Source organism: Collinsella sp. AF16-8 (assembly GCF_003462695.1).
Lineage (GTDB): Bacteria > Actinomycetota > Coriobacteriia > Coriobacteriales > Coriobacteriaceae > Collinsella.
Genome location: NZ_QRXX01000001.1, coordinates 293,327 through 319,396, shown reverse-complemented (window position 1 = coordinate 319,396; position 26,070 = coordinate 293,327). Strand labels below are relative to the sequence as shown.

General features: G+C 62.0%; 30 protein-coding genes and 2 pseudogenes. 25 read left to right on the top strand and 7 right to left on the bottom strand.

Annotated elements, in window-relative coordinates:
• The first annotated feature begins 5 nt into the window (after positions 1 to 5).
• The 14 genes and pseudogenes from DWW73_RS01395 (at position 6) to rplX (ending at position 8,074) form a co-directional block, all read left to right on the top strand.
• Positions 6 to 1,160 (top strand): cation diffusion facilitator family transporter, encoded by a 1,155-nt coding sequence (locus tag DWW73_RS01395; protein ID WP_231500734.1) that lies wholly within the window; start codon positions 6 to 8, stop codon positions 1,158 to 1,160.
• 39 nt (positions 1,161 to 1,199) lie between these two features.
• Positions 1,200 to 1,826 (top strand): histidine phosphatase family protein, encoded by a 627-nt coding sequence (locus tag DWW73_RS01390; RefSeq protein ID WP_117778552.1) that lies wholly within the window; start codon positions 1,200 to 1,202, stop codon positions 1,824 to 1,826.
• Positions 1,827 to 2,285: 459 nt separating this feature from the next.
• Positions 2,286 to 2,906, top strand: a complete 621-nt coding sequence (rplC, locus tag DWW73_RS01385) for a 50S ribosomal protein L3 (protein ID WP_035137484.1) — start codon at positions 2,286 to 2,288, stop codon at positions 2,904 to 2,906.
• A gap of 46 nt (positions 2,907 to 2,952) precedes the next feature.
• On the top strand, positions 2,953 to 3,579 hold the full coding sequence (gene rplD / locus DWW73_RS01380) for a 50S ribosomal protein L4 (RefSeq protein WP_006235032.1): 627 nt from the start codon (positions 2,953 to 2,955) through the stop codon (positions 3,577 to 3,579).
• Positions 3,580 to 3,867, top strand: coding sequence for a 50S ribosomal protein L23 (gene rplW / locus DWW73_RS01375; protein WP_006235033.1), 288 nt, complete (start codon positions 3,580 to 3,582; stop codon positions 3,865 to 3,867).
• Between the two features lie 179 nt (positions 3,868 to 4,046).
• A complete protein-coding gene (rplB, locus tag DWW73_RS01370; protein ID WP_055250219.1) occupies positions 4,047 to 4,877 on the top strand; it encodes a 50S ribosomal protein L2 in 831 nt (276 codons plus the stop codon).
• 32 nt (positions 4,878 to 4,909) lie between these two features.
• A complete protein-coding gene (rpsS, locus tag DWW73_RS01365) occupies positions 4,910 to 5,170 on the top strand; it encodes a 30S ribosomal protein S19 (RefSeq protein WP_006235035.1) in 261 nt (86 codons plus the stop codon).
• 14 nt (positions 5,171 to 5,184) lie between these two features.
• Positions 5,185 to 5,556 carry a 50S ribosomal protein L22 gene (rplV, locus tag DWW73_RS01360; protein ID WP_006235036.1) on the top strand — a complete coding sequence of 124 codons (372 nt, stop codon included), beginning with the start codon at positions 5,185 to 5,187 and terminating at the stop codon, positions 5,554 to 5,556.
• A gap of 6 nt (positions 5,557 to 5,562) precedes the next feature.
• Positions 5,563 to 6,273: a 30S ribosomal protein S3 gene (gene rpsC, locus DWW73_RS01355; RefSeq protein ID WP_117778551.1), complete on the top strand. Its 711-nt coding sequence runs from the start codon at positions 5,563 to 5,565 to the stop codon at positions 6,271 to 6,273.
• Positions 6,273 to 6,668 (top strand): annotated as a pseudogene (rplP, locus tag DWW73_RS01350) (50S ribosomal protein L16); the annotation flags it as partial. The gene rpsC and the pseudogene rplP, both read left to right, overlap by 1 nt.
• A 107-nt stretch (positions 6,669 to 6,775) precedes the next feature.
• Positions 6,776 to 6,991, top strand: coding sequence for a 50S ribosomal protein L29 (gene rpmC / locus DWW73_RS01345; protein ID WP_006235039.1), 216 nt, complete (start codon positions 6,776 to 6,778; stop codon positions 6,989 to 6,991).
• A gap of 16 nt (positions 6,992 to 7,007) precedes the next feature.
• Positions 7,008 to 7,268 carry a 30S ribosomal protein S17 gene (rpsQ, locus tag DWW73_RS01340; protein ID WP_006235040.1) on the top strand — a complete coding sequence of 87 codons (261 nt, stop codon included), beginning with the start codon at positions 7,008 to 7,010 and terminating at the stop codon, positions 7,266 to 7,268.
• Between the two features lie 118 nt (positions 7,269 to 7,386).
• Positions 7,387 to 7,755: a 50S ribosomal protein L14 gene (gene rplN, locus DWW73_RS01335; protein WP_006235041.1), complete on the top strand. Its 369-nt coding sequence runs from the start codon at positions 7,387 to 7,389 to the stop codon at positions 7,753 to 7,755.
• A gap of 13 nt (positions 7,756 to 7,768) precedes the next feature.
• Positions 7,769 to 8,074, top strand: coding sequence for a 50S ribosomal protein L24 (gene rplX, locus DWW73_RS01330; RefSeq protein WP_099432059.1), 306 nt, complete (start codon positions 7,769 to 7,771; stop codon positions 8,072 to 8,074).
• Positions 8,075 to 8,840: 766 nt separating this feature from the next.
• On the opposite strand, the gene DWW73_RS10240 is transcribed toward rplX, so the two are convergent.
• Positions 8,841 to 8,942, bottom strand: coding sequence for an IS3 family transposase (locus tag DWW73_RS10240; protein WP_231501554.1), 102 nt, complete (start codon positions 8,940 to 8,942; stop codon positions 8,841 to 8,843).
• Positions 8,943 to 9,234: 292 nt separating this feature from the next.
• A pseudogene (locus DWW73_RS10235) lies at positions 9,235 to 9,342 on the bottom strand (hypothetical protein); the annotation flags it as partial.
• Here DWW73_RS10235 and DWW73_RS01320 point away from each other — a divergent pair.
• The 8 genes from DWW73_RS01320 to DWW73_RS01285 all read left to right on the top strand — a co-directional run bounded on the left by DWW73_RS01320 (position 9,299) and on the right by DWW73_RS01285 (position 17,338).
• Positions 9,299 to 9,616 (top strand): 5'-methylthioadenosine/S-adenosylhomocysteine nucleosidase, encoded by a 318-nt coding sequence (locus DWW73_RS01320; RefSeq protein WP_233509092.1) that lies wholly within the window; start codon positions 9,299 to 9,301, stop codon positions 9,614 to 9,616. The pseudogene DWW73_RS10235 and the gene DWW73_RS01320 overlap by 44 nt on opposite strands.
• Positions 9,617 to 9,842: 226 nt before the next feature.
• Positions 9,843 to 12,584, top strand: a complete 2,742-nt coding sequence (locus tag DWW73_RS01315; RefSeq protein WP_117736585.1) for a PRD domain-containing protein — start codon at positions 9,843 to 9,845, stop codon at positions 12,582 to 12,584.
• Between the two features lie 123 nt (positions 12,585 to 12,707).
• Positions 12,708 to 13,181 carry a PTS sugar transporter subunit IIB gene (locus tag DWW73_RS01310; RefSeq protein WP_089572478.1) on the top strand — a complete coding sequence of 158 codons (474 nt, stop codon included), beginning with the start codon at positions 12,708 to 12,710 and terminating at the stop codon, positions 13,179 to 13,181.
• A gap of 9 nt (positions 13,182 to 13,190) precedes the next feature.
• Positions 13,191 to 13,976, top strand: coding sequence for a PTS sugar transporter subunit IIC (locus DWW73_RS01305; RefSeq protein WP_089572477.1), 786 nt, complete (start codon positions 13,191 to 13,193; stop codon positions 13,974 to 13,976).
• Between the two features lie 2 nt (positions 13,977 to 13,978).
• Positions 13,979 to 14,812, top strand: coding sequence for a PTS system mannose/fructose/sorbose family transporter subunit IID (locus DWW73_RS01300; RefSeq protein WP_089572476.1), 834 nt, complete (start codon positions 13,979 to 13,981; stop codon positions 14,810 to 14,812).
• 26 nt (positions 14,813 to 14,838) lie between these two features.
• On the top strand, positions 14,839 to 15,237 hold the full coding sequence (locus DWW73_RS01295) for a PTS sugar transporter subunit IIA (RefSeq protein WP_089572475.1): 399 nt from the start codon (positions 14,839 to 14,841) through the stop codon (positions 15,235 to 15,237).
• Between the two features lie 12 nt (positions 15,238 to 15,249).
• Positions 15,250 to 16,374 carry a glycoside hydrolase family 172 protein gene (locus tag DWW73_RS01290; protein ID WP_172676343.1) on the top strand — a complete coding sequence of 375 codons (1,125 nt, stop codon included), beginning with the start codon at positions 15,250 to 15,252 and terminating at the stop codon, positions 16,372 to 16,374.
• A 79-nt stretch (positions 16,375 to 16,453) separates the two neighbouring features.
• Positions 16,454 to 17,338, top strand: coding sequence for an ROK family protein (locus DWW73_RS01285; protein WP_199413445.1), 885 nt, complete (start codon positions 16,454 to 16,456; stop codon positions 17,336 to 17,338).
• A 116-nt stretch (positions 17,339 to 17,454) separates the two neighbouring features.
• On the opposite strand, the gene DWW73_RS01280 is transcribed toward DWW73_RS01285, so the two are convergent.
• From DWW73_RS01280 to DWW73_RS10225, 3 genes are all read right to left on the bottom strand, one after another.
• Positions 17,455 to 17,691 (bottom strand): DegV family protein, encoded by a 237-nt coding sequence (locus DWW73_RS01280; protein ID WP_158563761.1) that lies wholly within the window; start codon positions 17,689 to 17,691, stop codon positions 17,455 to 17,457.
• A gap of 686 nt (positions 17,692 to 18,377) precedes the next feature.
• Positions 18,378 to 18,920, bottom strand: coding sequence for a transposase (locus DWW73_RS10230; protein ID WP_233509081.1), 543 nt, complete (start codon positions 18,918 to 18,920; stop codon positions 18,378 to 18,380).
• A 25-nt stretch (positions 18,921 to 18,945) separates the two neighbouring features.
• Complete coding sequence (locus DWW73_RS10225) at positions 18,946 to 19,491, bottom strand: hypothetical protein (RefSeq protein WP_233509080.1); 546 nt, start codon at positions 19,489 to 19,491, stop codon at positions 18,946 to 18,948.
• Positions 19,492 to 19,914: 423 nt separating this feature from the next.
• Between DWW73_RS10225 and DWW73_RS01270 the strand changes: the two genes are divergently transcribed.
• Together DWW73_RS01270 and DWW73_RS01265 are read left to right on the top strand one after the other, a co-directional pair.
• Complete coding sequence (locus DWW73_RS01270) at positions 19,915 to 20,994, top strand: Gfo/Idh/MocA family protein (protein ID WP_117778549.1); 1,080 nt, start codon at positions 19,915 to 19,917, stop codon at positions 20,992 to 20,994.
• Between the two features lie 3 nt (positions 20,995 to 20,997).
• Positions 20,998 to 21,744 carry a DeoR/GlpR family DNA-binding transcription regulator gene (locus DWW73_RS01265; protein WP_117778548.1) on the top strand — a complete coding sequence of 249 codons (747 nt, stop codon included), beginning with the start codon at positions 20,998 to 21,000 and terminating at the stop codon, positions 21,742 to 21,744.
• A gap of 429 nt (positions 21,745 to 22,173) precedes the next feature.
• Here the strand turns inward: DWW73_RS01265 and DWW73_RS01260 are convergent, their stop codons facing one another.
• Positions 22,174 to 22,833 carry an RluA family pseudouridine synthase gene (locus tag DWW73_RS01260; protein WP_233509079.1) on the bottom strand — a complete coding sequence of 220 codons (660 nt, stop codon included), beginning with the start codon at positions 22,831 to 22,833 and terminating at the stop codon, positions 22,174 to 22,176.
• Between the two features lie 15 nt (positions 22,834 to 22,848).
• A complete protein-coding gene (locus DWW73_RS01255; protein ID WP_117778547.1) occupies positions 22,849 to 25,344 on the bottom strand; it encodes a U32 family peptidase in 2,496 nt (831 codons plus the stop codon).
• A gap of 298 nt (positions 25,345 to 25,642) precedes the next feature.
• On the opposite strand from DWW73_RS01255, the gene DWW73_RS01250 reads away from it, so the two are divergent.
• A complete protein-coding gene (locus tag DWW73_RS01250) occupies positions 25,643 to 26,020 on the top strand; it encodes a RidA family protein (protein ID WP_089572469.1) in 378 nt (125 codons plus the stop codon).
• Positions 26,021 to 26,070 lie beyond the last annotated feature (50 nt).

Here is a 26,070-nt window from a genome sequence, read left to right as displayed (position 1 = left end):
TGAGGATGGTCGAGTGGATTGTTCGTCGTGCGCAGGGCGACCGTGCGCGCGTGGGAACGTTGACGGGCATAGTGTGTATTCTCGCCAATGTTGCGCTTTGCGCTGCGAAGGGTGCAATTGGCGTGCTGTCGGGATCGGTTGCGATTGTGGCGGACGCCATGAACAACCTGTCCGATGCCAGCTCGAACATCGTGAGCGTGCTTGGCTTTAAGCTGGCGGGCAAGCCGGCCGACCCCGAGCATCCTTACGGACATGGCCGCTACGAGTATCTCTCGGGTCTGGTCGTGGCGGCGCTCGTGCTGCTGATTGGCGTTGAGCTGGTGAAGTCCTCGGTTGAGCGCATCATCCACCCCGAACCTGTCGAGTTCTCGCTTGCCCTGGTGGCAGTCTTGGTGCTTTCGATGATTGTTAAGCTCTGGATGGCGGCCCTCAACCAAAAGCTCGGCGATCGCATTGAGTCCGAGACGCTGCATGCGACCGCTCAGGACTCAAAGAACGATGTCCTAGCTACGGGTGCCGTGCTGGCGTGCGCAATTGTTTCGCAGGTGACGCACATCAATCTTGACGCATGGGTCGGCCTTGCCGTTGGCGCCTATATCGGCTGGAGCGGCTTTGAGCTCATCCAGGATACGGTGAGCCCGCTTTTGGGCCAGGCACCCGATCCAAAGCTGGTCAAGCACATTCGAGACAAGATCATGAGCTACCCCGGCGTTTTGGGCGTTCACGATTTGATGGTTCACGACTACGGCCCGGGCAGGAAGTTCGCAAGCGCTCACGCCGAGATGGCAGCCGAGGCCAGCCCGCTGGAAAGTCACGACACGCTCGATAACATCGAGCAGTCGTTTAGGGTCGAAGACGGCATGATCGTCACGCTCCATTACGATCCCATCGTGACCGATGACCCCAAGGTGGCGAGCATGCGTCTGCGCATCAACGCTATGGCTCAAGAGATTGATAGCCGCCTCTCGATCCACGACCTACGCTGTGTTCCGGGCCCCACGCATACCAACGTGATCTTTGACTGCGTACGTCCCTCGGATTTGGCGATGAGCGCCGAGGACCTGAAGCGCGCGCTGGCGAAACGGGTCGAATCGGAATATCCCAAGTCGGTCGCCAAGATCACGATCGACGAAGACTACGTAGGCCATACCCACGAGTAGGGCTGCGCCGGTAGAGCAAGTTATACAGAAGGGGAGAGCATGAAGCGTCTATATCTACTCCGCCACGGTCAGACAGAATTCAACGTTAAAAAGCTCGTCCAGGGCCGCTGCGATTCACCGCTGACCGACCTGGGTCGTCAGCAAGCCGGGATGGCAGCCGCGTGGCTCAAAGCCCACAACGTCGTTCCCGACAAAGTGGTCTCTTCGCCCTTGGGCCGAGCCATGGACACGGCAAGTCTCGTCGCAACCGAACTCCTCGGCCGGGATGCAGCAGTCGAGCCCTGCGAAGGCATCATCGAGCGCAGCTACGGCACCTTCGAAGAAGGCCCCCACGACGCCCTACCCACCGACGTCTGGGATCCAGGCGAGGACTTGGTCCCCTTCGGAGGAGAAGGAAGCCGCGCGCTGCAAGAGCGCATGGTAGGCACCCTCACCAATCTCATGGGCGCCAAGGGCATCGAAACCCTTCTAGCAGTAAGCCACGGCAGCGCCAGCCGCCAATTCATCAAGGCTGCAGCCCCAGAGGGCTTCGAGCTCCCAACAAAACTCCCCAACTGCGCCATTATGATTTTCGATTTTGATGAGGAAAAGTCGGGAGAAGAGGGCGACACGCCTCAATCCAAGTTCACCTTGCGGCAAATTATCGATCCCCAACAAAGTCATTAGCCTGAGCGAGCAAGGTTTAGCAGACATCAACGTGGCGTTCCCAGTGTGCGGCGGAGGGGGCGGGCCTGAGACATATTAAGGTTGTCGCGAGTTCCGCACGAACAGGAGAGCACTTAATGTGCTCTCCGTCGTGAGCAGGACTGTAGAGCAGCAACCTTAATATGTCTCAGGCCCGCCCCCTCCGCCGCACACTGGGAACGTGCCACGCACTTTACCTGCGTAAACAATGTGAGTGAAATATGAATCTCGATGGATACGCCCGCAGCCGTGTATACTAAACAGCTGTGTGAAACCAGGGGAGTATTCTGGCTGGACAAAATGCCTGCTTAATAGGGTTGTCAGGTAGTCCGGGCGCAATACAAGACTGGGGAGCACGTCGTGTAAGTAGTGGTCCTCTAGGGGCGTACGCTCGGTGGTGTACGCATTGTCCCAAGACCACGCGAGAGTTGGGATCATATCTTGATCAGCATGATTCTCGGCCGCAAGATTGGCATGACCCAGGTTTGGGACGAGGACGATAACGTCGTTCCCGTCACGGTCATCCAGGCTGGCCCCTGCGCTGTCTCGCAGGTTAAAACTCAGGCAACCGACGGCTATGACGCCGTCCAGATCGGTTTCGGCGACATCAAGGCCAAGAACGTGAACAAGCCCATGGCTGGTCACTTCGCCAAGGCTGGCGTCGAGCCTGTCCGCTTCCTTCGTGAGGTCCGCGTCGAGAACGGCGAGGAGCACAAGGTCGGCGAGGTCGTCACCGTCGCTGATTTCGCTGATGTCGAGAAGGTCGACGTCATCGGTACCTCCAAGGGTAAGGGCTTCCAGGGTCGCATCAAGCGCTGGGGTCAGCGCCGCGGTCCTATGACGCATGGTTCTCACTTCCAGCGTCACCCCGGTTCTATCGGTCAGTGCGCCTATCCTGCGCGCGTCCTCAAGGGCGTCAAGATGGCCGGTCACATGGGTAACGAGCGCGTTACCGTCAAGAACCTTTCCGTTGTCCGCATCGATGCCGAGCAGAACCTCATCTTGGTCAAGGGCGCTGTCCCGGGTGCCAAGAATGGTCTCGTCGCCATCCGTATGGCCTAAGGGCCCAGCCCATTTAGCCCAGCGTCATACCAAGGAGAACACTTAAATGGCAAAGTTTGAAGTAAAGAACAGCGAGGGCAAGAAGGTCGCCGAGGCCGAGCTCGCCGCTGAGGTGTACGGCATCGAGCCGAACATCCACGTTATGCACCACATCGTCAAGTGCCAGATGGCCTCTTGGCGTCAGGGCACCCAGTCCGCTAAGGGCCGCTCTGAGGTTTCCGGTGGCGGCAAGAAGCCTTGGCGTCAGAAGGGCACCGGCCGTGCCCGCCAGGGTTCCATCCGTGCTGCCCAGTGGCGTCACGGTGGCGTTGTCTTCGCCCCCAAGCCCCGTTCCTACGCTAAGCGTATGAACAACAAGGAGGTCAAGCTGGCTATGCGCTCCGCGCTGTCCGCCAAGCTGGCCGATGGCGAGCTCGTGCTCGTCGACGACTACGGCTTCGAGAAGCCTTCCACCAAGGCTGCCGTTGCCATGCTCAAGGCTCTTGGCCTTGAGGGCAAGCGTCTGACCATCATCGTTCGCGATGAGGACGTCAACGCCTACCTGTCGTTCCGCAATATTCCCAAGACGTTCATCATCACCGCTGACGAGGCCAACACCTACGATCTCGTCAACAACAACGCTGTGCTGATGCCCGCCGACATCGCCGCTCACTTCGGGGAGGTGCTTGCATAAATGACCGCCCACGAGATCATCATCCGTCCGATCGTGTCCGAGCGTTCCTTCTCCGGCATGGAGCAGAACAAGTACACGTTCGAGGTCGCCAAGGATGCTAACAAGTATCAGATCAAGGACGCTGTCGAGGAGATCTTCGGCGTCAAGGTCGTTCGCGTGAACACCTTGACGGTCAAGCCCAAGACCAAGCGCGTGCGCTATGTCGCCGGCAAGACCCGTTCTTGGAAGAAGGCCATCGTCACGCTGGCCGAGGGCGACACCATCGAGGTCTTTGGCAACCAGGCCTAAGACTCGCTGCTGTTGAGTGAGCTCATGCCTCCCAAATAGGGGAGGCGAGAGCTCAAGGTTTTGGGCGTATAAAATGGACACGCCCGGAACCGTGTATACGTCCGGTGTCATCGCACCCGAGGCAGAACCTCGAATCCCTGTCTGCGATGGCTAACGGATTCCTATTGAAAGGGATTGTAATGGCTGTAAAGCACCTTAAGCCGACCTCCGCTGGTAGGCGTTGGCAGACGATCTCCGACTTCTCCGAGATCACCTGCACCAAGCCCGAGAAGTCCCTTCTCGAGCCCCTGCCCAAGAAGGCCGGTCGTAACAACAACGGCCGCATCACCACCCGCCACCAGGGCGGCGGCGTGAAGCGTCGTTACCGCGTGATCGACTTCAAGCGCAACAAGGACGGCGTGCCCGCCAAGGTTGCCACGATCGAGTACGATCCGAACCGTTCCGCTCGCATCGCTCTGCTGCACTACGCTGACGGTGAGAAGCGCTACATCCTGGCCCCCAAGGGCCTCGAGGTCGGTCAGACCATCATGTCCGGTTCTGACGCCGACATCAAGCCGGGCAACGCTCTGCCCCTCGCCGACATCCCCGTCGGTACGCTCATCCACGCCGTCGAGTTCCAGCCGGGCAAGGGCGCTGCTATCGCCCGTTCCGCCGGTAACTCCTGCCAGCTGATGGGTAAGGAGGGCAAGTACGCCATCGTCCGTATGCCTTCCTCCGAGATGCGCCGCATCCTCGTTACCTGCCGCGCCACCGTCGGTGAGGTCGGCAACGCCGATCACGCCAACATCGTCATCGGCAAGGCCGGCCGTAAGCGTCACATGAACGTGCGCCCGACCGTCCGCGGTACCGTCATGAACCCTGTCGACCACCCGCACGGCGGTGGCGAGGGCAAGAACCACACCTCTGGTCGTCCCTCTGTTACCCCCTGGGGTAAGCCGACGAAGGGCCTTCGTACGCGCAAGAAGAAGAAGGTCTCGAACCAGCACATCATTCGTCGCCGTAAGAAGTAATTTCGGATACCGAGTTTTAGGAGAAAGCACTTATGAGCAGAAGTCTCAAAAAGGGCCCGTTCGTGGAGACTCGCCTTCTCTCGCGTATCACCGCGATGAACGAGGCTGGCAAGAAGGACGTCGTGAAGACCTGGTCCCGCGCGTCCACCATCTTCCCCGAGATGGTTGGTCACACCATCGCCGTCCACGACGGCCGCAAGCATGTGCCCGTGTATGTTACCGAGTCCATGGTTGGTCACAAGCTCGGCGAGTTCGCGCCGACTCGTACGTTCCGTGGCCACAAGGCCAAATAGGGGGTTAACCGTAAATGGCAACTAAGTCTATTGAAACTGAGGCCACCGAGGTTCGCGCCGTCGCTAAGTACGTGCGTGTTTCCCCCAGCAAGGCCCGCCTGGTGGTCGATCTGATCCGCCGCAAGCCTGTCGCTCAGGCCTTCGACATCCTCCACTTCTGCGACCGCGCCGTCGCCGTGGATGTCGAGAAGGTTCTCCGTTCCGCCGTTGCGAACGCCGAGAACAACAACGGTCTGCGTGCCGACAACCTGGTTGTCGCCGCTGCCTATGTTGACGAGGGTCCGACGCTTAAGCGCATCCGTCCCCGCGCCAAGGGTTCCGCTTCTCGCATTCTGAAGCGTACTTCCCACATCACCGTCGTCGTTGCTCCTCGAAAGGAGGCGTAAAGCTGTATGGGTCAGAAAGTCTACCCCACCGGCTTCCGTCTTGGCATCACCGAGAACTGGCGCTCCCGCTGGTTCGCAGAGAAGGATTACGCTAAGACCCTCGGTAACGATCTCGAGATCCGCAAGTACCTCGAGAAGCGTCTTTCCCGCGCAGCTGTCTCCCGCGTCGAGATCGAGCGCGCTGGCGGCAAGGTGAAGGTCATCATCCTCACCGCTCGCCCCGGCGTTGTCATCGGTAAGAAGGGTGCCGAGATCGATACCCTCCGCACTGAGCTCGAGAAGGTCGCTGGCGTCTCCAAGGGCCAGCTCTCCGTCGACGTTGTCGAGATTAAGCGCCCCGAGCTCGACGCCAACCTCGTTGCTCAGTCTATCGCCGAGCAGCTCGAGGGCCGCGTTGCCTTCCGTCGCGCTATGCGCAAGGCTGTCCAGTCTGCCCGCAAGGCCGGCGCTAAGGGCATCCGTATCCAGTGCTCCGGTCGTCTCGGCGGCGCCGAGATGGGTCGTCGTGAGTGGTACCGCGAGGGTCGCGTGCCTCTGCACACCCTCCGTGCCAAGATCGACTACGGCACGGCTGTCGCCAGCACCACCATGGGCGCTTGCGGCGTGAAGGTCTGGATCTACCTGGGCGAGAAGCTCCCGGGCCAGCCTGTTCCCAACCCTGCACTCGAGGGCTCTTCCCGTCCTCGTCGTCGTAACTCCGAGAGGAGGGGTCAGTAGTGCTTGCCCCTAAGCGTATTCTTCACCGCAAGGTGCAGCGTGGCTCCATGAAGGGCCAGGCCAAGGGTAATACCGAGCTGCATTTCGGCGAGTTTGGTATCCAGGCTCTCGAGGCCCATTGGATCACCAACCGTCAGATCGAGGCCGCTCGTATTGCCATGACCCGCTACATGAAGCGTGGCGGTCGTGTCTACATCACGATCTTCCCCGATAAGCCCATCACCAAGAAGCCTGCCGAGACTCGCATGGGTTCTGGTAAGGGTAATCCCGAGGAGTGGGTGGCCGTCGTCAAGCCCGGCCGCATCATGTTCGAGGTCAAGGGCGTGCCCGAGGAGGTCGCTCGCGAGGCTCTGCGTCTTGCACAGCACAAGCTTCCCATCAAGACCAAGATTGTTGCTGCCAAGAACGCTGAGCAGCGCATCGAGAAGGAGATGGCTGAGGAGGCCGCTCTCGAGGCCAAGTGGGCTGCTGAGGACGCCGCCGCCGCCAAGGAGGAGAACTAATGAAGCCCGCAGAGATTCGTGAGCTCTCGGACGCTCAGCTCGTTGAGAAGCTGAAGGAAATGCGTGCCGAGCTCTTTAACCTTCGTTTCCAGATGGCCACCAGCCAGCTGGACAACACCGCTCGCGTCAACACCGTGAAGAAGGACATCGCTCGCGTCCTTACGGAGCAGCGCGCCCGCGAGATTGCAGCGGAGAAGTCCGCTGTCGCCGAGTAGGACCTAAGGAGAGAACATGACTGATTCGCGTAACTCGCGTAAGGTCCGTACGGGTGTCGTTACCTCCGTCTCCGGTGCCAAGACCATTGTTGTCACCATCACCGAGCGCAAGCGTCACCCCAAGTACGGCAAGATGATGACCAGCTCCAAGAAGCTGCACGCTCACGACGAGGAGTGCACGGCTGGCGTGGGCGATACCGTCCGCGTTATGGAGACCCGTCCTATGTCCAAGATGAAGCGTTGGCGCCTCATCGAGGTCGTCGAGCGCGCTAAATAAGCAGTCGCTCTTACGACTTGTACGTTTCCGAAGATGTGCGTATGCCTGGCTTGCATACCACGGGCCGTATAAAGGCTGCGCACCTCTCTTCGGTTCTTAGTTCGGAGGAACATCTACCATGATTCAGATGCAAACCATGCTGAACGTCGCCGACAACTCCGGCGCTCGCAAGATTCGCTGCATCAAGGTGCTTGGCGGTTCCAAGCGTCGTTATGCAGGCATCGGCGATGTGTTCATCGGTGCTGTCCAGGAGGCTACCCCTGGCGCCAACGTCAAGAAGAAGGACGTTGTCCGTTGCGTCGTCGTTCGCACCGTTAAGGAGATCCGCCGCAAGGATGGCTCCTACATTCGCTTTGATGAGAACGCTTGCGTTGTCATCAACAACGATGGTTCGCCCGTCGGCACCCGTATCTTCGGGCCCGTCGCTCGCGAGCTTCGTGACAAGAAGTACATGAAGATCGTCTCGCTCGCTCCCGAGACCCTGTAGTTAGGGGAGATATATGTATATCAAGAAGGGCGATAAGGTCCAGGTTCTCTCTGGTAAGGATCGCGGCAAGCAGGGCGTTATCCTGCGTGCTCTCCCTGCCGAGAACAAGGTCGTTGTCGAGGGCGTTTCGGTCGTCAAGAAGGCCGTCAAGCCCAACGCTGCCAACCAGCAGGGCGGCATCGTTTCGCAGGAGGCTCCCATCGATGCCTCCAACGTCAATCTCGTCTGCCCCGAGTGCGGTAAGGTTACCCGCGTCGGTCACGAGAAGGACGGCAAGAACAAGCTGCGCGTCTGCAAGAAGTGCGGCCACAAGTTCTAAGCTGCCCGCAACATCAAGTTGCTAGCAAAGGCCCGGATGCCACGGCACCCGGGCCTTTTTCTATCCCCACTCGATGGATTCGGTTCTGCCGTCCCGTCATTCCGGTTGCCCCACTTTTCGGTGCCGTCTCGAATCGAGTGCCGCCAGGTGACACCCTGTCGCGTTTCGTCGGCTTCGGGGACAAAAGTCGGGACAACTCCAAAAACTATTTTCGAATTCAGGGCTTTGAGTTTTTGTTTTTGTCCCAAAGGGCGCGGCGGGATGCCTTTGGAGGCTCGATAGCGCCGAAAACGCCCGTTTTGAAACTTAAATGCCTTTTCGCGTGCAAGCCGCCAGCTGCAATAGGAAGTGAATCAACGCAGGCGGCTTTCAAGCAGTTTGCAAAACTGCAGGTCGCAGGTCTTCATTGCCAGTAGGAGAAATGAGTAGTCTCAGGTGGCTTGCCCATGAGTTGACGAACGGGATTTGAGATTACGCTGACGTCCGGAAACGCTTCGAGCACGGCGTTACGTTTTTGGGGTTTGGGCGTAGCCCCTGCACCCGCGAGCGCGGGCCTTAAGCCCGCCGAGAGGGTGACGCGTCGAAAACGAAAGGGAAAGAGAGAAGGGGCCGTCCCTATTATTCAGGTTGCGACCGAAGAAGACAAGGAGATCCCCTGAGCCTGAATGATGCCCCACAGACCGCGTCCGACCGAGCTCAAGCCGAGCTTTTCCTGACGTCCGCCTTCGCGGAGATGATGGCTGGATTGGCTATGGATTGGCAACACTTATTTGGACGATTCCGGGAGGGACGGCCCCGCCTCCCTGAACTCGACCGGCGACATGTAGCCCAGCGTCGAGTGGATCCTGAAGTTGTTGTACCAGTGCACGTAATCCAAGAGCTTGGCTCGGAGCTCGCGCGTCCCTCCTCAGTCCTTCGGAGTGGCCGACGATCTCCCCGTTGCAGAGGTCGATGAGCAGGCAGACGTAGTTCCATGACGCCCCGACGTGCACGCAGGCCAAGTCGCTGCTTATATGGGTGCACGGCGCCCTGCCGCCGAAGCCGCGCGCGACGACGTTGGACACGTCGGCCTCGTTGACCGTCCCGGGGTGCACCTTGAACCTCTTCCTGCCGTATGCGCCGGCCAGGCCGTTCTCCCTCATGATGCGGCAGACGCGGCGCCGGCTGACGGTAACGACCGACCTCCCGGGCGACGCCTTGATCTTGCGCGATCCGTTCCGGCCCTTGCTGGCGGCGTGCGCCGCCGCGGCCGCCGTCGCCCCCGACATTAAGGTCCTCAAGGGCCGCGTCGTCTCCGGCGACCAGTTCGTCTCGCCCGCGGAACGGAAGGAGCGAATCCTCGCGACCTTCGGGGACCTGTGCTGCGAGATGGAGGGCTGCACCATCGCGCAGGCCGCTTATCTCAACGGCGTGCCCCTCGTCGTCGTGCGCGCCATCAGCGACAAGCCCTGCGCCGAGGGCCGGGTCGTCGACTACAACACCTTCGAGAAGAAGGCCGCCTGCGACTGCGCTCGCATCGCCGCGCGCATGGTTAAGCTTTAGGCCCTGCGCGCCGGGGCCCTTCTTTATGTTGGGACCCCGGCGCGCCGGGCCCTTTCCAAAGCGAAGTGTCGAGCCGAAGTGTTGAGCGTCGGCCCTGAATGTTCAATGGCCGTTGTTTTCTGCCCCTCAAGTGGTGGACTTTTCCTCGGAGCTGTTGATTCCCCCACGCGCCCCCTTCCGTTCTCTGTTCTCCCCTTATACTCCTTGTACGAGGAGGTAAGAAGTCATGGACAAGACCACACAGGACAGCTTGGCAAAGAAACCCGTCGACATGAGGGACAGGATTCTCGAGCATCTCGAGGCCCTCACCTCTGCCGTCTCGCTCGACGACCTTGCCCGTCTGTCCACCTCCGACATCGCCGAGACGCTCATCATCTCCAGGAGCCTGGCGAGCCAGTACCTCAACGACCTTGTTCGCGCCGGTCTTGTGGTTAAGGTGGCGGGCAGGCCTGTCCGTTATTTTCATCGCCGCGCGTTCCAGAAGCGTTTTCAGGTAAAGCTCTCTGCAAGCGAGTACGCCTCGCTCGCCGACCTCATCCAGGCGACGGGAATCGCCGATCACCGCGACTTCGCGCGTGCCGTGGGCTTCGACATGAGCCTCAGCTCCGTTGTCGAGCAGTGCAAGGCTGCGGTTCAGTACCCTCCGTTTGGCCTGCCCATCCTCTTGAGCGGCGGCGTGGGTGTCGGTAAGTCTTTCCTTTCTCGCCTTGTGTACGAGTACGGCAAGAACCAGGGCTTGCTGTCCCGCGACTCCTCCTATGTGCGCATCGACTGCGCCGGGGTCCCGGACGCCGCCTCGTTCAACGGGCTTCTTGACGAGTCGATCGCGAAAGCGCGCGGGGGTGTGGTCTTTGTCAACGGCATCGAGGCACTCTCTCCCTCTGCGATGGAGCACTGCCTTGCGACGGCCCTCGGGCTCGATGCCTCCCAGGATGCGCCGCGCGCTCGCCTCGTTCTTTCGACGACGCTTTCCGCCGATGACCTGAAGGTTTCCTCGGCCTACAGCAAAATGCCCATCTGTGCCCGCGTCCCCTCACTCAAGGAGCGGACCCCCGAGGAGCGCGAGGATCTCATCTTGAGCTTCCTGCGCAGCGAGGGGTGCCGAATCGGTTCTGATGTGAAGATCAGCCGCGGCGCATACCGTTGCCTCGTGAACGCGGACTTTTCCGATAACATCGCCGGCTTGCGCGCCTGCGTGACGAACTGCTGTGCCAAAGCGTTCCTCAATCGCGAGGGCGACTACGTCGTCGTTCGCCCGTATCTTCTTCCCAGCGGGCTCCTCTCCTCCGCGCAGATCGATCAACAGCCCGACGATGGCGTTCTGATTGACGCGTCTCTGGATGCCGCCGAGAGCACAGGGCCGGTCGAGCAGGCGCTCGATGCCCTGTGCTCCCTCGATGAGCGATTCTGCGCCGGGGAGCTCTCTGTCTCCGAGCTTGTCTCGCAAGCTGTCTCCGCTGTGCGCGGCGTTGAGGATCACTTGATCTTCGACCACGGCGTCGCCTCCTCGAGGTCGCGCGCCTTCGAGCGCGTCGTGGGCGCGGTCCTTGCCGACGCAGGCTCTTCTTATGGCATCGAGCTTTCGAGGAAGGTCGCTTTTCTACTGGCCCAGGAGATTTGCCTGCAGTTGTGGCCGGGTATCGGCCTGGCTAAGCGAAAGTCTGCCTGTGCGGAGCAAATCTCCCATCTCCTCGGTGCCGTGACCTCCGAATTGCCGTTTGCCTCGAGTGTCTCCGATCAGGTCGCCGCAGACGTGGAAGGGGCGCTGGGAATCTCGCTCGATCACTTCACGAAGACGCTTCTGACGCTGTGCGTCGCATCGGAGTCTCGCGATGCGAAGGCCCTTCGGACGCTCTGCGTCATCTTGTCCCACGGCTACTCAACGGCGACGAGCATCGCCGACGCGGCGAACCGTATGCTCGGCATGCATGTGTACGAGGCTGTCGACATGCCCTACGACCAGCAGCTGAAGGACATCGTCGGTCCGCTCCAGCGCCTCGTCGACCGCCATTCCTACTGTACCGGGGTCGTGTTCCTCGTCGACATGGGCTCCTTGGAGGAGGCCTATAAGGCCCTCGAGAACGTTACCGACTCCACTATCGGCGTGGTGAACAACGTCTCTACCGGTCTTGCGCTCGAGATCGGGGTCGGGCTGCTCGGCGGCAAGTCCATCGCCGAGGTTCTTGGCGATGCGACCGCCGCGTGCGTGACGCACTGCAAGGTGATCGAGCGCGTCAACCGTGAGGACGCCATCGTCTTCTGCTCCGAGTCCGGGGTCGACGCCGCGGAGAGGATACGCCAGCTCGTCTCGCAGAGCCTCCCGCGCACCATAGGCGCGCGCCTGCTCACGAGGCCCTTCAAGCAGCTCGTCGCGAACGGGTCGAACGACGCCGTTTTCTCCGAGCACCGCGTCTGCGCCGTCATCGGCACGGGAGACCCCGGGGTCGCCTCCGTCCCCTTCGTCGCCCTCGAGGACATCATGTCGACGGCGTCCGCCTCTAAGGTTGATGCCGTGTTCGGCAGGTGGCTTGACGCTTCCGAGCTCTCTTCTTTCCACGAGAAGCTGCTCTCGAACATGACGCTGCAGAACGTCATCCGCTCCATCACCATCCTCGACCCGGAGCGGCTATTCCATGAGATCGAGAGCGCCGTGCACGAGCTTCAGCGCAGGACAGGCGAGAAGATCGGCAGCAACGCCATCATTGGGCTCTACGTTCACCTCTGCTGTCTCGTCGAGCGCCTTGTTACCAGAAACCCCATTGAGACCTACGTTGGCCAGGACCGCTTCGAGGAGGAACGCGCCGATTTCATCGAGTCCTTCAGGCAGAGCTTCTCGAGCATCTCGACGCGCTATCGCGTAGAGGTTCCCGTAAGCGAGATCGCATATGTCTTCGACTACATAAGCGTGAGCGCCGCCCCGGCGCGAGAAGAGCGCCTCGGCTCCTCGGACCTCCTGCTCGACGAGTGACCTTCCCCGCGCCGCCGCAAGCTGACCGCGCGTCCTCAATAATCCGATAACCCCTTGCCCGGCGCGAATCCGGATAGCGCCGAGGCAGTACCGAACGCAAAACTTCATTTGATAGGAGCAAACATGAGTGTTGTTATGGCACGAATCGACAATCGCCTGCTTCACGGCATCATCGTGACGCAGTGGGCCCCGGTGTCGGGCGCGACCCGAGTCATGGTCATCGACGACAAGGTCGCCGGCGACGAGGTCCTGAAGTCCACCATGAGGATGGCGCGCCCCGCGGGCATGGCCGTTTCGATCATCTCCGAGCAGACCGCGCTCAAGAACTTCGCCGCGGGCAAGTACGACCGCGAGAAGGTCTTCGTCATCGCCAAGGAGCCCGAGACGATGCTTCGCCTGGTCGAGTCGGGCGTCGAGCTCCCGTCGCTGGTCGTCGGCGGCTCGCTCGTCAAGGAGGACGGCATCCAGCTCACCCAGCGCGCCTACGCCTCCGCCGAGAACGTCCAGAGCTACAAGGCGCTCATCGCCCGTGGCGTCAAGGTGACGGCCCAGTTCGTGCCCGCCGACAAGCCCGTCTCCGTCGCAGACCTCATCTAAGGGGGAAATATGGTCAACTTCACTATCCTGCAGGTCGTCCTTTTGACCCTGCTGGCCTTCATCAAGCACGTGGACTACTACGGCATCCCGATGATCTTCGTCAATTACGCCGTTTTCTGGGGCCTCATCACCGGAGTCGTCATGGGCGACTGGAAGACCGGCCTTGTCATCGGCGGCACCATTCAGCTCATGCAGCTCGGCGTCGCGGGCTTCGGCGGCTCCTCCATTCCCGACTACGGCACGATGGCCATCATCGCCACCGCCTACGGCGTGACCCTGGGCTCCGACACGGGCCTCGCCATCGGCCTGCCGGTCGGCATGCTCGGCATCCAGCTCGACGTCGTCGCCAAGATTCTCAACGGCTTTGTCGTCGAGAAGTCCCAGAAGTTCTGCAACGAGGGTAAGTTCAATCAGATGAACGCCATCCTGTGGGTCTGCCCCGCGCTCTTCGGCCTGTGCGCCGCCCTGCCCGTCTTTGTCTCCGTGACGCTCGGCCAGCCCGCCGTCAACTGGCTCCTCGAGGTCATGCCCCAGTGGTTCCTCTCCGGCCTCACCCTCGCCGGCAAGATGCTCCCGGCCGTCGGTATCGCCATGCTGCTCCGCTACATGCCAACCGCCAAGTACTTCCAGTACCTGCTCGCCGGCTTCTTCCTCTCGGCCTTCCTGAACGTGCCCATCATCGGCGCCGCCATCGTCGGCGTTGCCCTCGCGATTGCGTTCTACCAGCGTGCCGAGAGGGACACCGAGCTCGCCGCCCACGCTTCCGCAGACGCCTTCATCGGAGAGGATGAGTAACCATGGAAAACGAGAACATCACCGCCGTCGCCGAGGGCAAGCCCTCCGGCTACAAGGTCACCAAGAAGGACCTGCGCAACGCGAACTGGCGCTGGCTCATGAGCGTGTGCACCTTCAACTACCAGACCCAGCAGGGCGCCTCAGTCGCCTACGCCCTCTCGCCGGTCCTGAGGAAGATCTACACGAACGACGAGGACTATAAGCAAGCGCTCAACAACCACTTCCGCTACTACAACACCCAGCCTTGGCTCGCCGCCATCATCCTTGGCGCCTGCGTGGCCATGGAGGAGCGCGACGGCCTAGCGGCGGCGGACGCCGTCCAAGACCTGAAGATCGGCACCATGGGACCGCTCGCCGGCGTCGGCGACTCCCTGCTCATGACCATGATCCCGACCATCATGGGCTCCATCGCCGCCTACATGGCCATCGAGGGCAACCCCGTGGGAGCCGGCATCTGGTTCGCGCTCATCCTGGCCATCTTCTGGGTCCGCATGCACGCCCTCGAGTTCGGCTACAAGCAGGGCGTGAAGCTCGTCACCGACTTCAGCGAGAAGCTTCCCAACCTCACTGCCGCCGCCTCCGTGCTCGGCCTCACCGTGGTCGGCTGCCTCATCGCCTCGGTCATTGGCGTCACCTGCCCGATTAGCTTCAGCTTCGGCGACGTCGCGATGGAGATTCAGCCGCTGCTCGACAAGATCCTGCCTGCCATGATCCCCGCCGCCATCACGGGAAGCGCGTATTACCTTCTTACCAAGAAGAACGCGAGCATGACGGCCCTCATCCTCGTGGTGATCGTCCTCGCGATGGTCGCCTCCGCCGCCGGCATCCTCGCCTAGCTTCGACCCAAGAGATTGGTGAATCAATGAGAAAGATAGTTGTGGCGAGCCATTCCCTTCTCGCCCAGGGCTTCAAGGACACCCTCGAGTTCCTTACGGGTAAGGGCGACGCCGTCAACGCCGTGTGCGCCTACGTGAACGACAACGGCGAGGGGCTCGACGCGGCGGTCGAGGCGGCTCTTTCGGGCACTGACGAGGTCGTCGTCCTCACCGACGCGTACGGCGGCAGCGTGAACCAGCGCTTTTCCCGCTTCGCCTCCGACCGGATCCACGTGATCGCGGGTGTCAACCTCCCGCTCGCCATGACGGTCGCGCTCGCGCGCCCCGACGAGAAACTCGACTTCGACGCCCTCGTCAACGAGGCGCGCCAGCAGATCATCTACGTGAACGGTGCCAGTTCCGCCGAGTGCGACGACGACGAATAGAGGAGGTCGACGATGAGAGAGTTCCTTAAGGACGTGTGGATGCACGGCGGTGAGGAAAGCCGCGCCATCACCCCCGAGAACATCACGGGCGAGAAGGGCCGCGCCGCCATGTCGGCCAGCCACCTCGGCGTCGGCCGCAAGGGCTCGTGCTGCGTGCCCCTTGAGTCCGGCGAGACCATCACGCTCGCGGACATCGAGGGCCCCGGCATCATCCGCCACATCTGGATGACCGTCCCCGACAAGACCGCCGCCGGCAGCTTCGTCATGCGCGACCTCGTGCTGCGCTTCTACTGGGATGACGAGGAGACCCCCTCGGTCGAGTGCCCTGTCGGCGACTTCTTCTGCAACGGCTTCGGTGAGCGCGCCATCGTCAACTCGATGCCCATCTGCGTGAACCCGACGGGCGGCATGAACTGCTACTTCGAGATGCCCTTCAGGAAGCACGCCAAGGTCACGCTTACGAGCGAGCACCCCGGGTTCATTAAGTACATCTTCTACACGTTCAACTACGCGCTCACCGACGTGCCGGACGACGCCATGTACTTCCACGCCCGCTTTAACCGCGAGCGCAGCACCCGCAGGGGCGTCGACTACACCGTGCTCGACGGCGTGCGCGGCAAGGGCTACTACGTCGGCACCTACATGGCCCTGTGCGCCCTGGAGCGCTATTGGTGGGGCGAGGGCGAGATGAAGTTCTTCCTCGACGGCGACGAGGAGTTCCCCACGGTCACCTCAACGGGAGCCGAGGACTACTTCGGCGGTGCCTGGGCCTTCCTCGACAGGCCGCCCCACGCGCTGCCCGAGGCGCAGTGCTTCAACACGCTGTTCGCCGGCTACCCGTACCGCTCGACGCGCGACGCCACGCGCGACCGCTTCAGCGCGGGCAAGCCGAACCCGAACCCGATGCTCGCGACCAACGACGACGCGCTGCCCAGGCACGGCCTCTACAGGTGGCACCTTCCCGACCCGATCTCGTTCAAGGAGGACCTGCGCGTGACGTTTCAGGACCTCGGCAACGACGACATCAAGCTCTACGAGCGCGAGGACGACATCTCCACCGTCGCCTACTGGTACCAAAGCGAGCCGCACGCCGTGCTCGCCCCGTTTGCCGCAAGGCAGGACCGCGTGCCCAGGTAGGGTCGCCTCGAAACAAGCCAACGTTATGGGCGCCCGCGGTTGACCATGACTGCGGGCGTCCCTTTGCAAGGAGGATCACATGAGCGAAAAGCAAATGAGGCTCGGCGCCCTCGAGGCCGGCGGGACCAAGATGGTCTGTTCCGTGGTGTCCGGCGACGGCGAGGTCCTCGACCGTATAGAGACCCCGACGCTTACGCCCGCCGAGACCGTCCCGCAGATGATCGAGTGGTTCACTGCCCGCGATGTGGACGCGTTGGGCATCGGCGCCTTCGGCCCGACCTGCGTCGACCCCGACGACGAGCGCTACGGCTCCATCCTCCAGACGCCCAAGCTTGCGTGGCGAGGCTATGGTCTTCGCGCCGCGTTCGCCGACGCTCTCGGGATTCCGGTGGCCTACGACACGGACGTGAACGTTGCCTGCCTCGGCGAAGTGGTCTTCGGCTGCTGCAAGGGGCTCGAGGACGCCGTCTACGTGACCATCGGCACCGGCGTGGGCGCGGGCGTCATGTGCGCGGGCAGGCTCCTTCACGGCATGCTGCACCCCGAGGCCGGCCACATGCTGGTAAGGACCCGTCCCACCGAGGAGGGACGCTGCGTCTGCCCGAGTCACGCGAGCTGTCTCGAGGGCCTCGCCTCCGGCCCCGCCATCACCGCGCGCTGGGGAAAGCCCGCGGCCGAGCTCGCGGACAACGATGAGGTGTGGGCGCTCGAAGGGGATTATCTGGGGCAGATGTGCGCGAACCTCGTGCTCATGTACTCGCCTCGCCGCATCGTCCTCGGCGGCGGCGTGATGCACCAGGAGCAGCTCTACGGCATCGTCCGCAAGAAGACCCTCGAATATCTGGGTGGCTACATCCAGACCGCCGAGCTTAAGGACATGGAGAGCTACATCTGCGCCCCGGGCTGCGGCGGCGACCAAGGAATCCTCGGCGCGGCCGAGCTGGCAAGAAGGGCGCTCGCGTAACTTGCGCTCTCTCCGCCATACAACGCGTTAAGAAAAGACGAGCGCTTCTTGCCAATTGAGCGGCAAGAAGTGCTCGTCTTTTGCATTTGTTTTTGGGGCAGGACGCCCCGCCTCCGCTAGAGTCCCTGGACCGCCACACCCACGAGGTTTGGACCGGTGTGGACAAGAAGCGCGGGGCTGATGTCGGAGCGGACGACCTCCACCGCGTTGGCCACGCGCTCGCACAGGGCCTGCTCCATGCGGTCGTAGAGGTCGGCGTGGGCCGAGGTGCAGCTCACGGCAAAGCGCACCTTGGGGTGCTTCTCGACGATGGCGGCGATGAGCTTGACCTCGGTGCGATGCGGTACTTGCACAGCCATTTCGTGTGCGCAAGGCTGTTGGCTTTCTGGGCCACAGCAATCACCTTCCCCTTAGTATGATGGCCTGAACAATCCTCATGCTAGGGGGAAGGTTTTTGTCGCGTAGCGGAAATTGGCCTCCACCCGCTGAGCGGGTGGCTTTCTATGCCGCGCGTGCCGCACGGCACGAACTAAAGTCCATGAATAAAACGAGGAAGGCCACGTCCGGCCTCCCTCGCAAAGAGTCTCTGATTGCTCCCACTCATTGGGGACAGACTTACATGAGTGATTGCACTCATTGGGGACAGACTTAAATGAGTGTTCTTGAAATGCCGGCGCCTGGGGACGTTCTTTTTCTGTCTGCAGTTTGGAACGTTCCTTTTAATATGAGCAGGACATTGTCAAGAGGCAAAATCGGGCCTGGCCCCAACGATATGGGGTCAGGCCCTCTCCCTATATCAACCCGTCCGCGGCGACCTCGGCGTGTCTTACCGACGCTCGTCTTTGCAGTTTAATATCCGCCCGTGGCGATCTCTCGCTGGGCAATCCGTTGCTACGGCTGAGGCTTCTACGTCGAACCGACAGTCTGTGCACGCGTGTGGCGCCCTGGGCGCTCGCAGAAAAGGGACCTGAGGTTCGCCTCAACGGCTTCGGATCGAACCGCTTCCGGGATGACTGGCTTATGTGCGGGGGACCGCCCCCTACGCCTCCTCGGCCATGAGGCCGACCGCCCACACCCAGCAGGCGAGCTCGCGCGCCGTGGCGACGTTCGCCTTGTTGCCGTGGACCCCGCGCGCGAGCAGCGCCTCCCGCCTCTCGACCAGCCTCCGCACGCCCTTGGCGGCATGCCTCCGGGCGCCCCGGTCCGGGGCCTGGCCCTTGGCGAGGTCCTTCGGCCGCCCCGAGCACGTCAGGTAGTGCCACGCGGCCTCGACCAGCGTCTTCCTCAGGTGCTTGTTGCCGGCCTTGGTGATCGCGCCCCTGCGGTCGCTCTCCCCGCTGGAGTGCTCGGAGGGCGTCAGGCCGACCCACGCGGCGAACGAGCGGGCGTTCCTGAACCTGGAGAACTCGCCGGCCTCGAACACGAGGTCGGCGGCGGAAGCGGTGTCGACGCCCTTGAGGCAGCGCAGGGAGTCGACCCTCCTCCTCCACCTGGGCTTGCGGGCCTCGGCCTCGACGAGCCCCTCGAGCCTCGCCTTCTCCTCCGCCGCCCGCCTGACCGCGTCGACGTAGTAGGCGAGCACCTCCTCGTCGGCCCCCTCCGCGAACCTAATCGACTCGATCCAGGACCAGTGCGCCCGGGTCCAGTTGCCCTTCCTGCGGCCGGTGGGCGTCCTCTCGTCGAAGACGAGCCCGTGCCTTAGCAGGAACTTGGAGAGCCGCTGCTTCGAGCGCGAGAGGTCGTCCCTCGCGTCCTCGAGCGCCCTGGTCAGGTCGCGGGCGGCCTCGCACTCGTCGTCGGGGACACCACACCTCGACCACGTTGCCGACCGACAGCATGCGGGCGAGGAACTCGGCGTCGTTGCGGTCGTTCTTCCTGCGCCTGTCCGCGCTGGGCTTGATCATCTTCGAGACGGCGCCGACCACGCAGTCGACCCCCAGGCCGGAGAGCCTCTTCTGCAGGTCGAAGCCCGTGACCCCGGACTCGTACACGCACCTGGCCCCGGGGTCCACGGAGCGGACCCACTCCGCGACGGCGCCGGCGTCGTAGCCGAAGGTCGCGGCGCGCACCTCCCCGGTCATGACGTCGAGGGAGACGGCCTTTATCGAGCGGGCGTGGACGTCGAGGCCGACGAAGGTGGTAGTATCGAGCATGGGAGCCCCTTCCATGAATGCGGCGTGGCCGCCGCGGCTGAATTAGACACTCACCATTGTCGGCCTAATCCGCGGTCCTTCATGCAGCAGGGGCTCTCAATGTTTTTATGTCCTGCTCATATCGTCTCTGTCGGCAGTTTGGGACGGTCCTTAGAGCTGCAGCGCGCCATGAGCGACGAGGCGAAGCGGATCATCCTGTCTTTTGAGTTCTAAGCATAAGCCCCTGTCTCTGAGCAATGACCGGTTCGCATTTGTGCGCATTTACGTGCGTGGGATTGCGTGAATATGCGTATAGATGCGCCGTTTACGGGATAAAAATGACCGTTTAGCGGTGAGATACGCAAAAACGCGCACAGAAGCGCGTGTTTGTGCGAATATAGAGCTGTCAGAAAGCAAGGCGTTCTATGACACAGGAGGCACATAATGGCAGATTCCAAGCAGGCTCCGCTCGACGCCGCGGCAGCCGCCAAAGCAGCGTTCGCTTCGGTCCAGGACAAGCCGTTCCCCGACGATATTTTTACGGCTCCCGAGCTCCATTGGGCCGTCATCGGTTGCGGCGTTATCGCCAACCAGATGGCTCAGTCCCTTGCTCTTGCCGGTCGCAAGCTTGCGGGCGTCGCCAACCGTACGCCGTCCAAGGCTCAGGCTTTTGCCGAGCAGTATGGCATCGAGAAGGTCTACGACACGGTTGAGGACCTCTACGCCGATCCTGGCATCGACGCCGTCTACATCACTACCCCGCACAACACTCATATCACCTATCTGCGCGCTGCCCTGGCAGCCGGCAAGCACGTGCTCTGCGAGAAGGCCATTACCCTCAATTCCGCTGAACTCGATGAGGCCCGTGCCATTGCCGCCGAGCACAACGTGGTCCTTATGGACGCTACCACGGTGCTCCACATGCCCTTGTATCAAGAGCTGCGTCGCCGCATGGATGCCGGCGAGTTCGGCCGCATGAACCTCGCTCAGCTCAACTTTGGTAGCTACAAGGAGTACGGCGACCTGACCAACCGTTTCTACAATCGCAACCTTGCCGGCGGTGCCATGCTCGATATTGGTGTGTATGCCCTGTCCGTCATGCGCCTGTTTATGGCGAGCCAGCCCGCCGAGGTCGTGTCTCTAGGCAACACCTGCGAGACTGGAGTCGATGTTGCGGGCGGCATCGTCTGCCGCAATGCCGAGCAGCAGCTGGGCGTCGTGAGCCTTACGCTTCACTCCAAGCAGCCCAAGCGCTCGGTCATCAGCTTTGACAAGTGCTACATCGAGGTCAACGAATATCCGCGTGCCGATCACGCGACCATCGTGTGGACTGCGGACGGCCACCGCGAGGAGGTCCACGCAGGCACCGAGGCTTACGCCCTGTGTTATGAGATGGCCGATCTTGAGAAGGCCGTTGCCGGCGACGACTCCAAGCGCGAGCTTCTGGATTATGCTTCTGATGTTATGGAGCTTATGACCAAGCTTCGCGCCGATTGGGGAGTCGTGTACCCCGAGGAGGAGTAAGCGATGCTTGCGGAAGATAGGCTCAACGCAATCGTGTCGATGGTGCAGCAGACGGGCTCGGTTACCGTACCGGAGCTTGCTGAGGCCCTGGGCGTGACGGCGTCTACCATTCGGCGCGACCTGCAGACGCTCAATCGCGCACACCGTATCGCCAAGGTGCACGGTGGGGCGACGAGCCTTGAGCGCGCGCACGTGACGCGCGACCTAACGCTTAATGAGCGCAGCGATCTCCATAACGACGACAAGGAACGTATCTGCGCCCGTGCGGCGGCGCTGGTGGAGCCCGAGAGCTTTGTGTACATCGACTCGGGCTCGACGACGCTCAGGCTCATCGAGCATCTTCCACACCTTGAAGGTGTCACCTATGTGACTGATTCCGTGCTCCATGCTCAGCATCTCGCTTTGCGCGGCATGCGTACCGTGGTGCTGGGCGGCGAGCTCAAACCCGAGACCGAGGCGCTCGTTGGCCCCGATGCCTTGGCAACCTTAGACCGTTACAACTTCAACTGCGGCTTTTGGGGCTCTAACGGCATTGCCGCCGAGCAGGGCTTCACGGCGCCCGATATCGAGGAGGCGCAAGTAAAGCGTATCTCGATGCGCCATACGGCCAAGCGCTTCGTAATCTCGGACGCCAGTAAATTTGGCATGGTGGCGCCCGTCAAGTTCGCGGACTTCCGCGATGCAACGATTATTACCGCAGGCGAGGTCCCCGCCAAGTACCGGGCAATGGACAACGTCGTCACGGTCTAACGGCAGGGACGGGCTAAGGCCAAAACCACCGCGAAGGTGCCCGTCCCCATTGTGGTGGTTAGTAATGAAAACTGAGTAGTTTTCTCAATAGAAAAGCGGCAACGTCCATTACGGGCGTTGCCGCTTTCGTTGTCTACCGGTTTAGTCTAAATCTGTAACAACTGGACCGCTTAAAGTGGGCTAGGTGTTACTGATTGAAATACTTCCGAATTGCGCCGTTCCTTTGTCTCAATCTGTAACATTTGGGATCGATTTTGCCGAGTTATTGTTACAGATTGAGATTATTCCCTTGAGGGGATTCGAATGTCTCGATCTGTAACAGATAGACCGCAAAATGGGCTTTAGCTGTTGCAGATCGAGATGTTTGGGAATCCGGCAGAGCCATCGCGGCAAAACCACCACAAAGGTGCCTGTCCCCATTGTGGTGGTTTAGGGCTCCCACGGGCAAGGGGCTTCGATGTGGATGTGCTCGCCGGTTACGGGATGCGTGAAGGACACGCTGTGGGCATGGAGCATGAGGCCGCAAGGACGCGGCGTGCCGTACAGGTCGTCGCCTACCAGGGGATGACGCTCGCTCGCCAGATGCACACGGATTTGGTGCTTGCGGCCGGTGAGCAGCTCGACATCGATATACGAGCGCGTGGGCAGGCCACGACGGCTCTTGAGGCGCTTGAGCACCTTCACGCGCGTTTGAGACGGCTTGCCGCTGGCGCCGACGCGCATCTTTCGACTGTCGTGTCGGTCGCGGGCGATGGGCTTGTCGATGAGCTTTTCGTTCCAGTCGATCTTGCCCTCGGCGAGTGCCAGGTAGTGCTTTTCGAAAGCGTGGTCGATGACCATCTGGTCAAAGGCGGGCTGCGTCTGCTTGTCGAGCGAGAACAGCACCACGCCGGTGGTGTCGCGGTCCAGGCGGTTGAGCGGCTGCATGTCGGTCGCGGCAAAGCCATCGCCCATCGCCAGCAGCAGATCGCTGGCGTAGTCGGTGAGCGTGCGCTCGCCGGTGCCGTCGCCGTGGACAATCATGCCGGCGGGCTTGTCGATGGCCATGAGCCAGGCGTCGCAGTAGAGGACTTGAGGTTCTTCGTTCACGTGTAAGCCTTTCGGTTAGCTAATTCCCACAAACATGCAGCCCGAGGTCGCCCCGCGTAGGCGGGCGGCGGGCTTGCGGCCGGCCTGCGCTGCTTCGACGGCGCGGCGGACGCGAGCGACGGCGCGGCCCACCTCATCCGTCTCGAGCAGCGTGCCGTCCACCATAAGACGGCGCACACCGGCATCGAGCAGCTGTGGTACCTGCGGCGTAAGGTCGATGGGGTAGGCATCGTACAGGCGCGAGCGGCCGTGGATGTCGGTACGGACCGGCATGACCTTGCCGTCGATATTCTTGAGCGACAGCTTGCGGGCGCGCAGGCGGCAGTTGGCGCAATCGTGGATGCAGCCATTGGCCACCTGCAGGATGCAGTGCTCGCTCGTCATAACGCGCGGGCGGCCGAAAACGGTGATGCCCAGGACCGCGGGCGCGGCGGCGCCAAGCGAGATAATCTCGTCGAGCGTGATCTCGGGCGAGAGCCAAAACGCGCCGGCTCCGCGCTCGGCAAGTGCCTCCATGCAAGGGGTGTTGTGCACGGGCAGGCAAGAGCGGACCTCCGCCGTGGCACCAACTTGGGCGGCCAGGGCAAGCTCGGATATATTGCCGATAGCGACCGTGGCGCCGGCAACAACCCACGGGTCAACGCGTACGTGGTCAACGGCGCGGCAGACCTCGTCGAGTATGGGTACGATGCCCTGCTCAAACGCATCGGCGGGGGAGAGTTCGGCCGCATCGAGTGCGTCGGTGGTCATGTAGATGCGCGTTGCACCCTCGGCGCGAGCGGCCTCGGCGGCCTCGAGCGAGGTGACGGTAGCGCAGATCTGCGGCTCATCGCGGTAGTGCTCGGGCGCGGGGCGGGAATCATTGGTGACAATCGCCGGTAGCTCGAGCGTGCGGGCGCGCTCCTCGTACGGTGCCAGAATGGCCTCTTCCAGCGCCTTACAAGCGGCGGCGCGCACCTTGTGCACGGCGGAAAAGCCCATGCCGCAACTCTCGTCGAGGGCCACGTCAAAGCTCGCGGCCTCAAAGGGAGAGGAGCCCGTGCGCCCGACGTGCTCAACCAGATCGGATGCCTCGACGGCGCGGGTTTTGGCGGCCTCGACGGTGAAGCCCGTGGCGGTGGCGGTGAGCGCGGGGTCGTCACAGCAGGTGAGTGTGACAGTAAACGGCTTGCCCAGGCGCGCCACGACGGACACATCAACAGCGCGGCGGCGCAGCACATCGCGCTTGAGCGCGGCGCCGGCGGCGTCGATGGCACGCTGGCTGCGAATCACGCGGACGCGGCAGCCCTCGGGCATGCTACGGGGCACGCGACACTCGATAACATCGCCGGCAGCGGCATCATCGGCGGCAATGGTGGTCAGGAACTGGTCAAACTTGTTATCGTGGCGAAGCTCCAGCAGGTCGCCCTTGCCCACGGGCTCAAACAGCTCAATGCGGGCGATGGCGGCGCGGCGACGGCGGTCGTCGGGCTTGAGCCCGCGCACATCGCGGTTGGCCAGGCGGCTGCCGAGCACCGTGCCCACGATCTGGCCGCGGTTGTTGGAACGCTCATAGCTCATCATCTCGTCGCCCGAGGTGCCGTCCTGATAGGCGTGCGTAAAGTCGCGGTTGAAGCAGCGCTTGAGCTGGCGCTGGCGGGCGGCTTTCTCGTCCTTAGAGGTCGAAACATCGGCCAGCATATCGTCAATCTGATGACGATACACGTCGACGATGGAGTACACGTAATCGGGCGCCTTCATGCGGCCCTCGAGCTTGAGCGACGCGGCGCCGGCGTCATACAGACGGCGAACAAGCTGCGAGGTGTTGGTGTCACGCGGGCACAGCGCGCGCTCGCGACCGGCAGGGGAGAGCGAGCGACCGTTCTCGTCGATCAGCTCGTAGGGCAAGCGGCAGGGCTGGGCGCACATGCCACGGTTGGCCGATCGTCCCGCCATGGCAAAGCTCGAAAGCAGACACAGGCCCGAGTAGCAAAAGCAGATGGCGCCATGGCTAAAGACCTCAAGGTCCACATCGGGCGCGGCATCGTGAATGGCGGCAATCTCGTCGATGGAAAGCTCGCGCGAGAGGGTCACGCGGTCGGCGCCCTGCTCGCGGCACCAAAGGGTTCCGCGGTCGTCGTGGATGTTCGCCTGGGTCGAGATATGCGTCTCGATGCTGGGCATCGTGCGCTTGACCTCAAAGAACAGGCCCCAGTCCTGGATGATGAAGGCGTCGGCGCCCAGCGTGGAGCAGCGATGGATGAGCTGCAGCGCATCGCTCATCTCGGATTCCTTGATGACGATGTTGACCGTGACGTAGACGCGCGAGCCGGCCAGATGCGCGGCGCGGCAGGCCTGCTCAAAGGCCTCGTCGGTAAAGTTGGTGGCCTTGCGGCGGGCGTTGAAGCTGCCCATGCCGCAGTAGATGGCGTCTGCCCCGGCGGCGAGTGCGGCGGCAAAGGGCTCGGGCCCTCCGGCGGGCGCCAAAAGCTCGGGTCTGCGGTTGGTGGTTCGACTGGCGGTTGCGGTCATATCCTGCCTTTCAAAATGCTCAGATAATCAAAAGTATAGTGGTGCCGTCGCGGCAGGCGATGCCCGTGCTCTAAGCGGGATAAAGTCTTCAGCAGCTTGGACTGGCTGCTTCACATGAGAACCGTTCAGCGGTCCGGGGAAACCGTTGGGCGATAAAATATTCTCGAAGGCTGATAATTATCTTGCATCGGGCAAACTCATCCCCTACTATCCCAATCAAGCGCGGTGTTCAGACCGAACTGTGCCTCCCGGTGTGAACGCCGCGCTCCCGTTCCCTTTTACTTGTAAGGAGAAAAACATGAGCAAGACCGTCGTGTCTTCCGATAACGCACCCGCAGCCATCGGCCCGTATTCCCCCGGTATCCAGACTGGCAACATGGTGTTTCTGTCCGGCCAGCTGGGCATCGATCCCGCGACCGGCAAGCTGCCCGAGGGTGTCGAGGCCCAGGCCAAGCAGTCCCTCGCCAACGTCGAGGCTCTGCTGACCGCTGCCGGCGCCACGTTTGCCGATGTCGTCAAGACCACGGTCTACCTGGCCGACATCGCCGACTTTGCCGCCGTGAACGAGATTTACGCCTCCAAGTTCGAGGCTCCGTTCCCCGCGCGCAGCGCTTTCCAGGTTGCCGCCCTTCCGGCTGGCGGTCTGGTCGAGATCGAGGTTGTCGCCGCTCTCTAAGGTGTTGGTAACAACTAAACATGACATGCAAAAAGACCCTGCAGCGCGTG

What these genes read in the sequence shown, in the direction of transcription:
- DWW73_RS01395 (WP_231500734.1), top strand. Translation starts at nt 6, where the DNA reads ATGGTCGAGTGGATTGTTCGTCGTGCGCAGGGCGACCGTGCGCGCGTG.
- DWW73_RS01390 (WP_117778552.1), top strand. Translation starts at nt 1,200, where the DNA reads ATGAAGCGTCTATATCTACTCCGCCACGGTCAGACAGAATTCAACGTT.
- rplD (WP_006235032.1), top strand. Translation starts at nt 2,953, where the DNA reads ATGGCAAAGTTTGAAGTAAAGAACAGCGAGGGCAAGAAGGTCGCCGAG.
- rplW (WP_006235033.1), top strand. Translation starts at nt 3,580, where the DNA reads ATGACCGCCCACGAGATCATCATCCGTCCGATCGTGTCCGAGCGTTCC.
- rplB (WP_055250219.1), top strand. Translation starts at nt 4,047, where the DNA reads ATGGCTGTAAAGCACCTTAAGCCGACCTCCGCTGGTAGGCGTTGGCAG.
- rpsS (WP_006235035.1), top strand. Translation starts at nt 4,910, where the DNA reads ATGAGCAGAAGTCTCAAAAAGGGCCCGTTCGTGGAGACTCGCCTTCTC.
- rplV (WP_006235036.1), top strand. Translation starts at nt 5,185, where the DNA reads ATGGCAACTAAGTCTATTGAAACTGAGGCCACCGAGGTTCGCGCCGTC.
- rpsC (WP_117778551.1), top strand. Translation starts at nt 5,563, where the DNA reads ATGGGTCAGAAAGTCTACCCCACCGGCTTCCGTCTTGGCATCACCGAG.
- rpmC (WP_006235039.1), top strand. Translation starts at nt 6,776, where the DNA reads ATGAAGCCCGCAGAGATTCGTGAGCTCTCGGACGCTCAGCTCGTTGAG.
- rpsQ (WP_006235040.1), top strand. Translation starts at nt 7,008, where the DNA reads ATGACTGATTCGCGTAACTCGCGTAAGGTCCGTACGGGTGTCGTTACC.
- rplN (WP_006235041.1), top strand. Translation starts at nt 7,387, where the DNA reads ATGATTCAGATGCAAACCATGCTGAACGTCGCCGACAACTCCGGCGCT.
- rplX (WP_099432059.1), top strand. Translation starts at nt 7,769, where the DNA reads ATGTATATCAAGAAGGGCGATAAGGTCCAGGTTCTCTCTGGTAAGGAT.
- DWW73_RS01315 (WP_117736585.1), top strand. Translation starts at nt 9,843, where the DNA reads ATGGACAAGACCACACAGGACAGCTTGGCAAAGAAACCCGTCGACATG.
- DWW73_RS01310 (WP_089572478.1), top strand. Translation starts at nt 12,708, where the DNA reads ATGAGTGTTGTTATGGCACGAATCGACAATCGCCTGCTTCACGGCATC.
- DWW73_RS01305 (WP_089572477.1), top strand. Translation starts at nt 13,191, where the DNA reads ATGGTCAACTTCACTATCCTGCAGGTCGTCCTTTTGACCCTGCTGGCC.
- DWW73_RS01300 (WP_089572476.1), top strand. Translation starts at nt 13,979, where the DNA reads ATGGAAAACGAGAACATCACCGCCGTCGCCGAGGGCAAGCCCTCCGGC.
- DWW73_RS01295 (WP_089572475.1), top strand. Translation starts at nt 14,839, where the DNA reads ATGAGAAAGATAGTTGTGGCGAGCCATTCCCTTCTCGCCCAGGGCTTC.
- DWW73_RS01290 (WP_172676343.1), top strand. Translation starts at nt 15,250, where the DNA reads ATGAGAGAGTTCCTTAAGGACGTGTGGATGCACGGCGGTGAGGAAAGC.
- DWW73_RS01285 (WP_199413445.1), top strand. Translation starts at nt 16,454, where the DNA reads ATGAGCGAAAAGCAAATGAGGCTCGGCGCCCTCGAGGCCGGCGGGACC.
- DWW73_RS10225 (WP_233509080.1), bottom strand. Translation starts at nt 19,491, where the DNA reads ATGCTCGATACTACCACCTTCGTCGGCCTCGACGTCCACGCCCGCTCG.
- DWW73_RS01270 (WP_117778549.1), top strand. Translation starts at nt 19,915, where the DNA reads ATGGCAGATTCCAAGCAGGCTCCGCTCGACGCCGCGGCAGCCGCCAAA.
- DWW73_RS01265 (WP_117778548.1), top strand. Translation starts at nt 20,998, where the DNA reads ATGCTTGCGGAAGATAGGCTCAACGCAATCGTGTCGATGGTGCAGCAG.
- DWW73_RS01255 (WP_117778547.1), bottom strand. Translation starts at nt 25,344, where the DNA reads ATGACCGCAACCGCCAGTCGAACCACCAACCGCAGACCCGAGCTTTTG.
- DWW73_RS01250 (WP_089572469.1), top strand. Translation starts at nt 25,643, where the DNA reads ATGAGCAAGACCGTCGTGTCTTCCGATAACGCACCCGCAGCCATCGGC.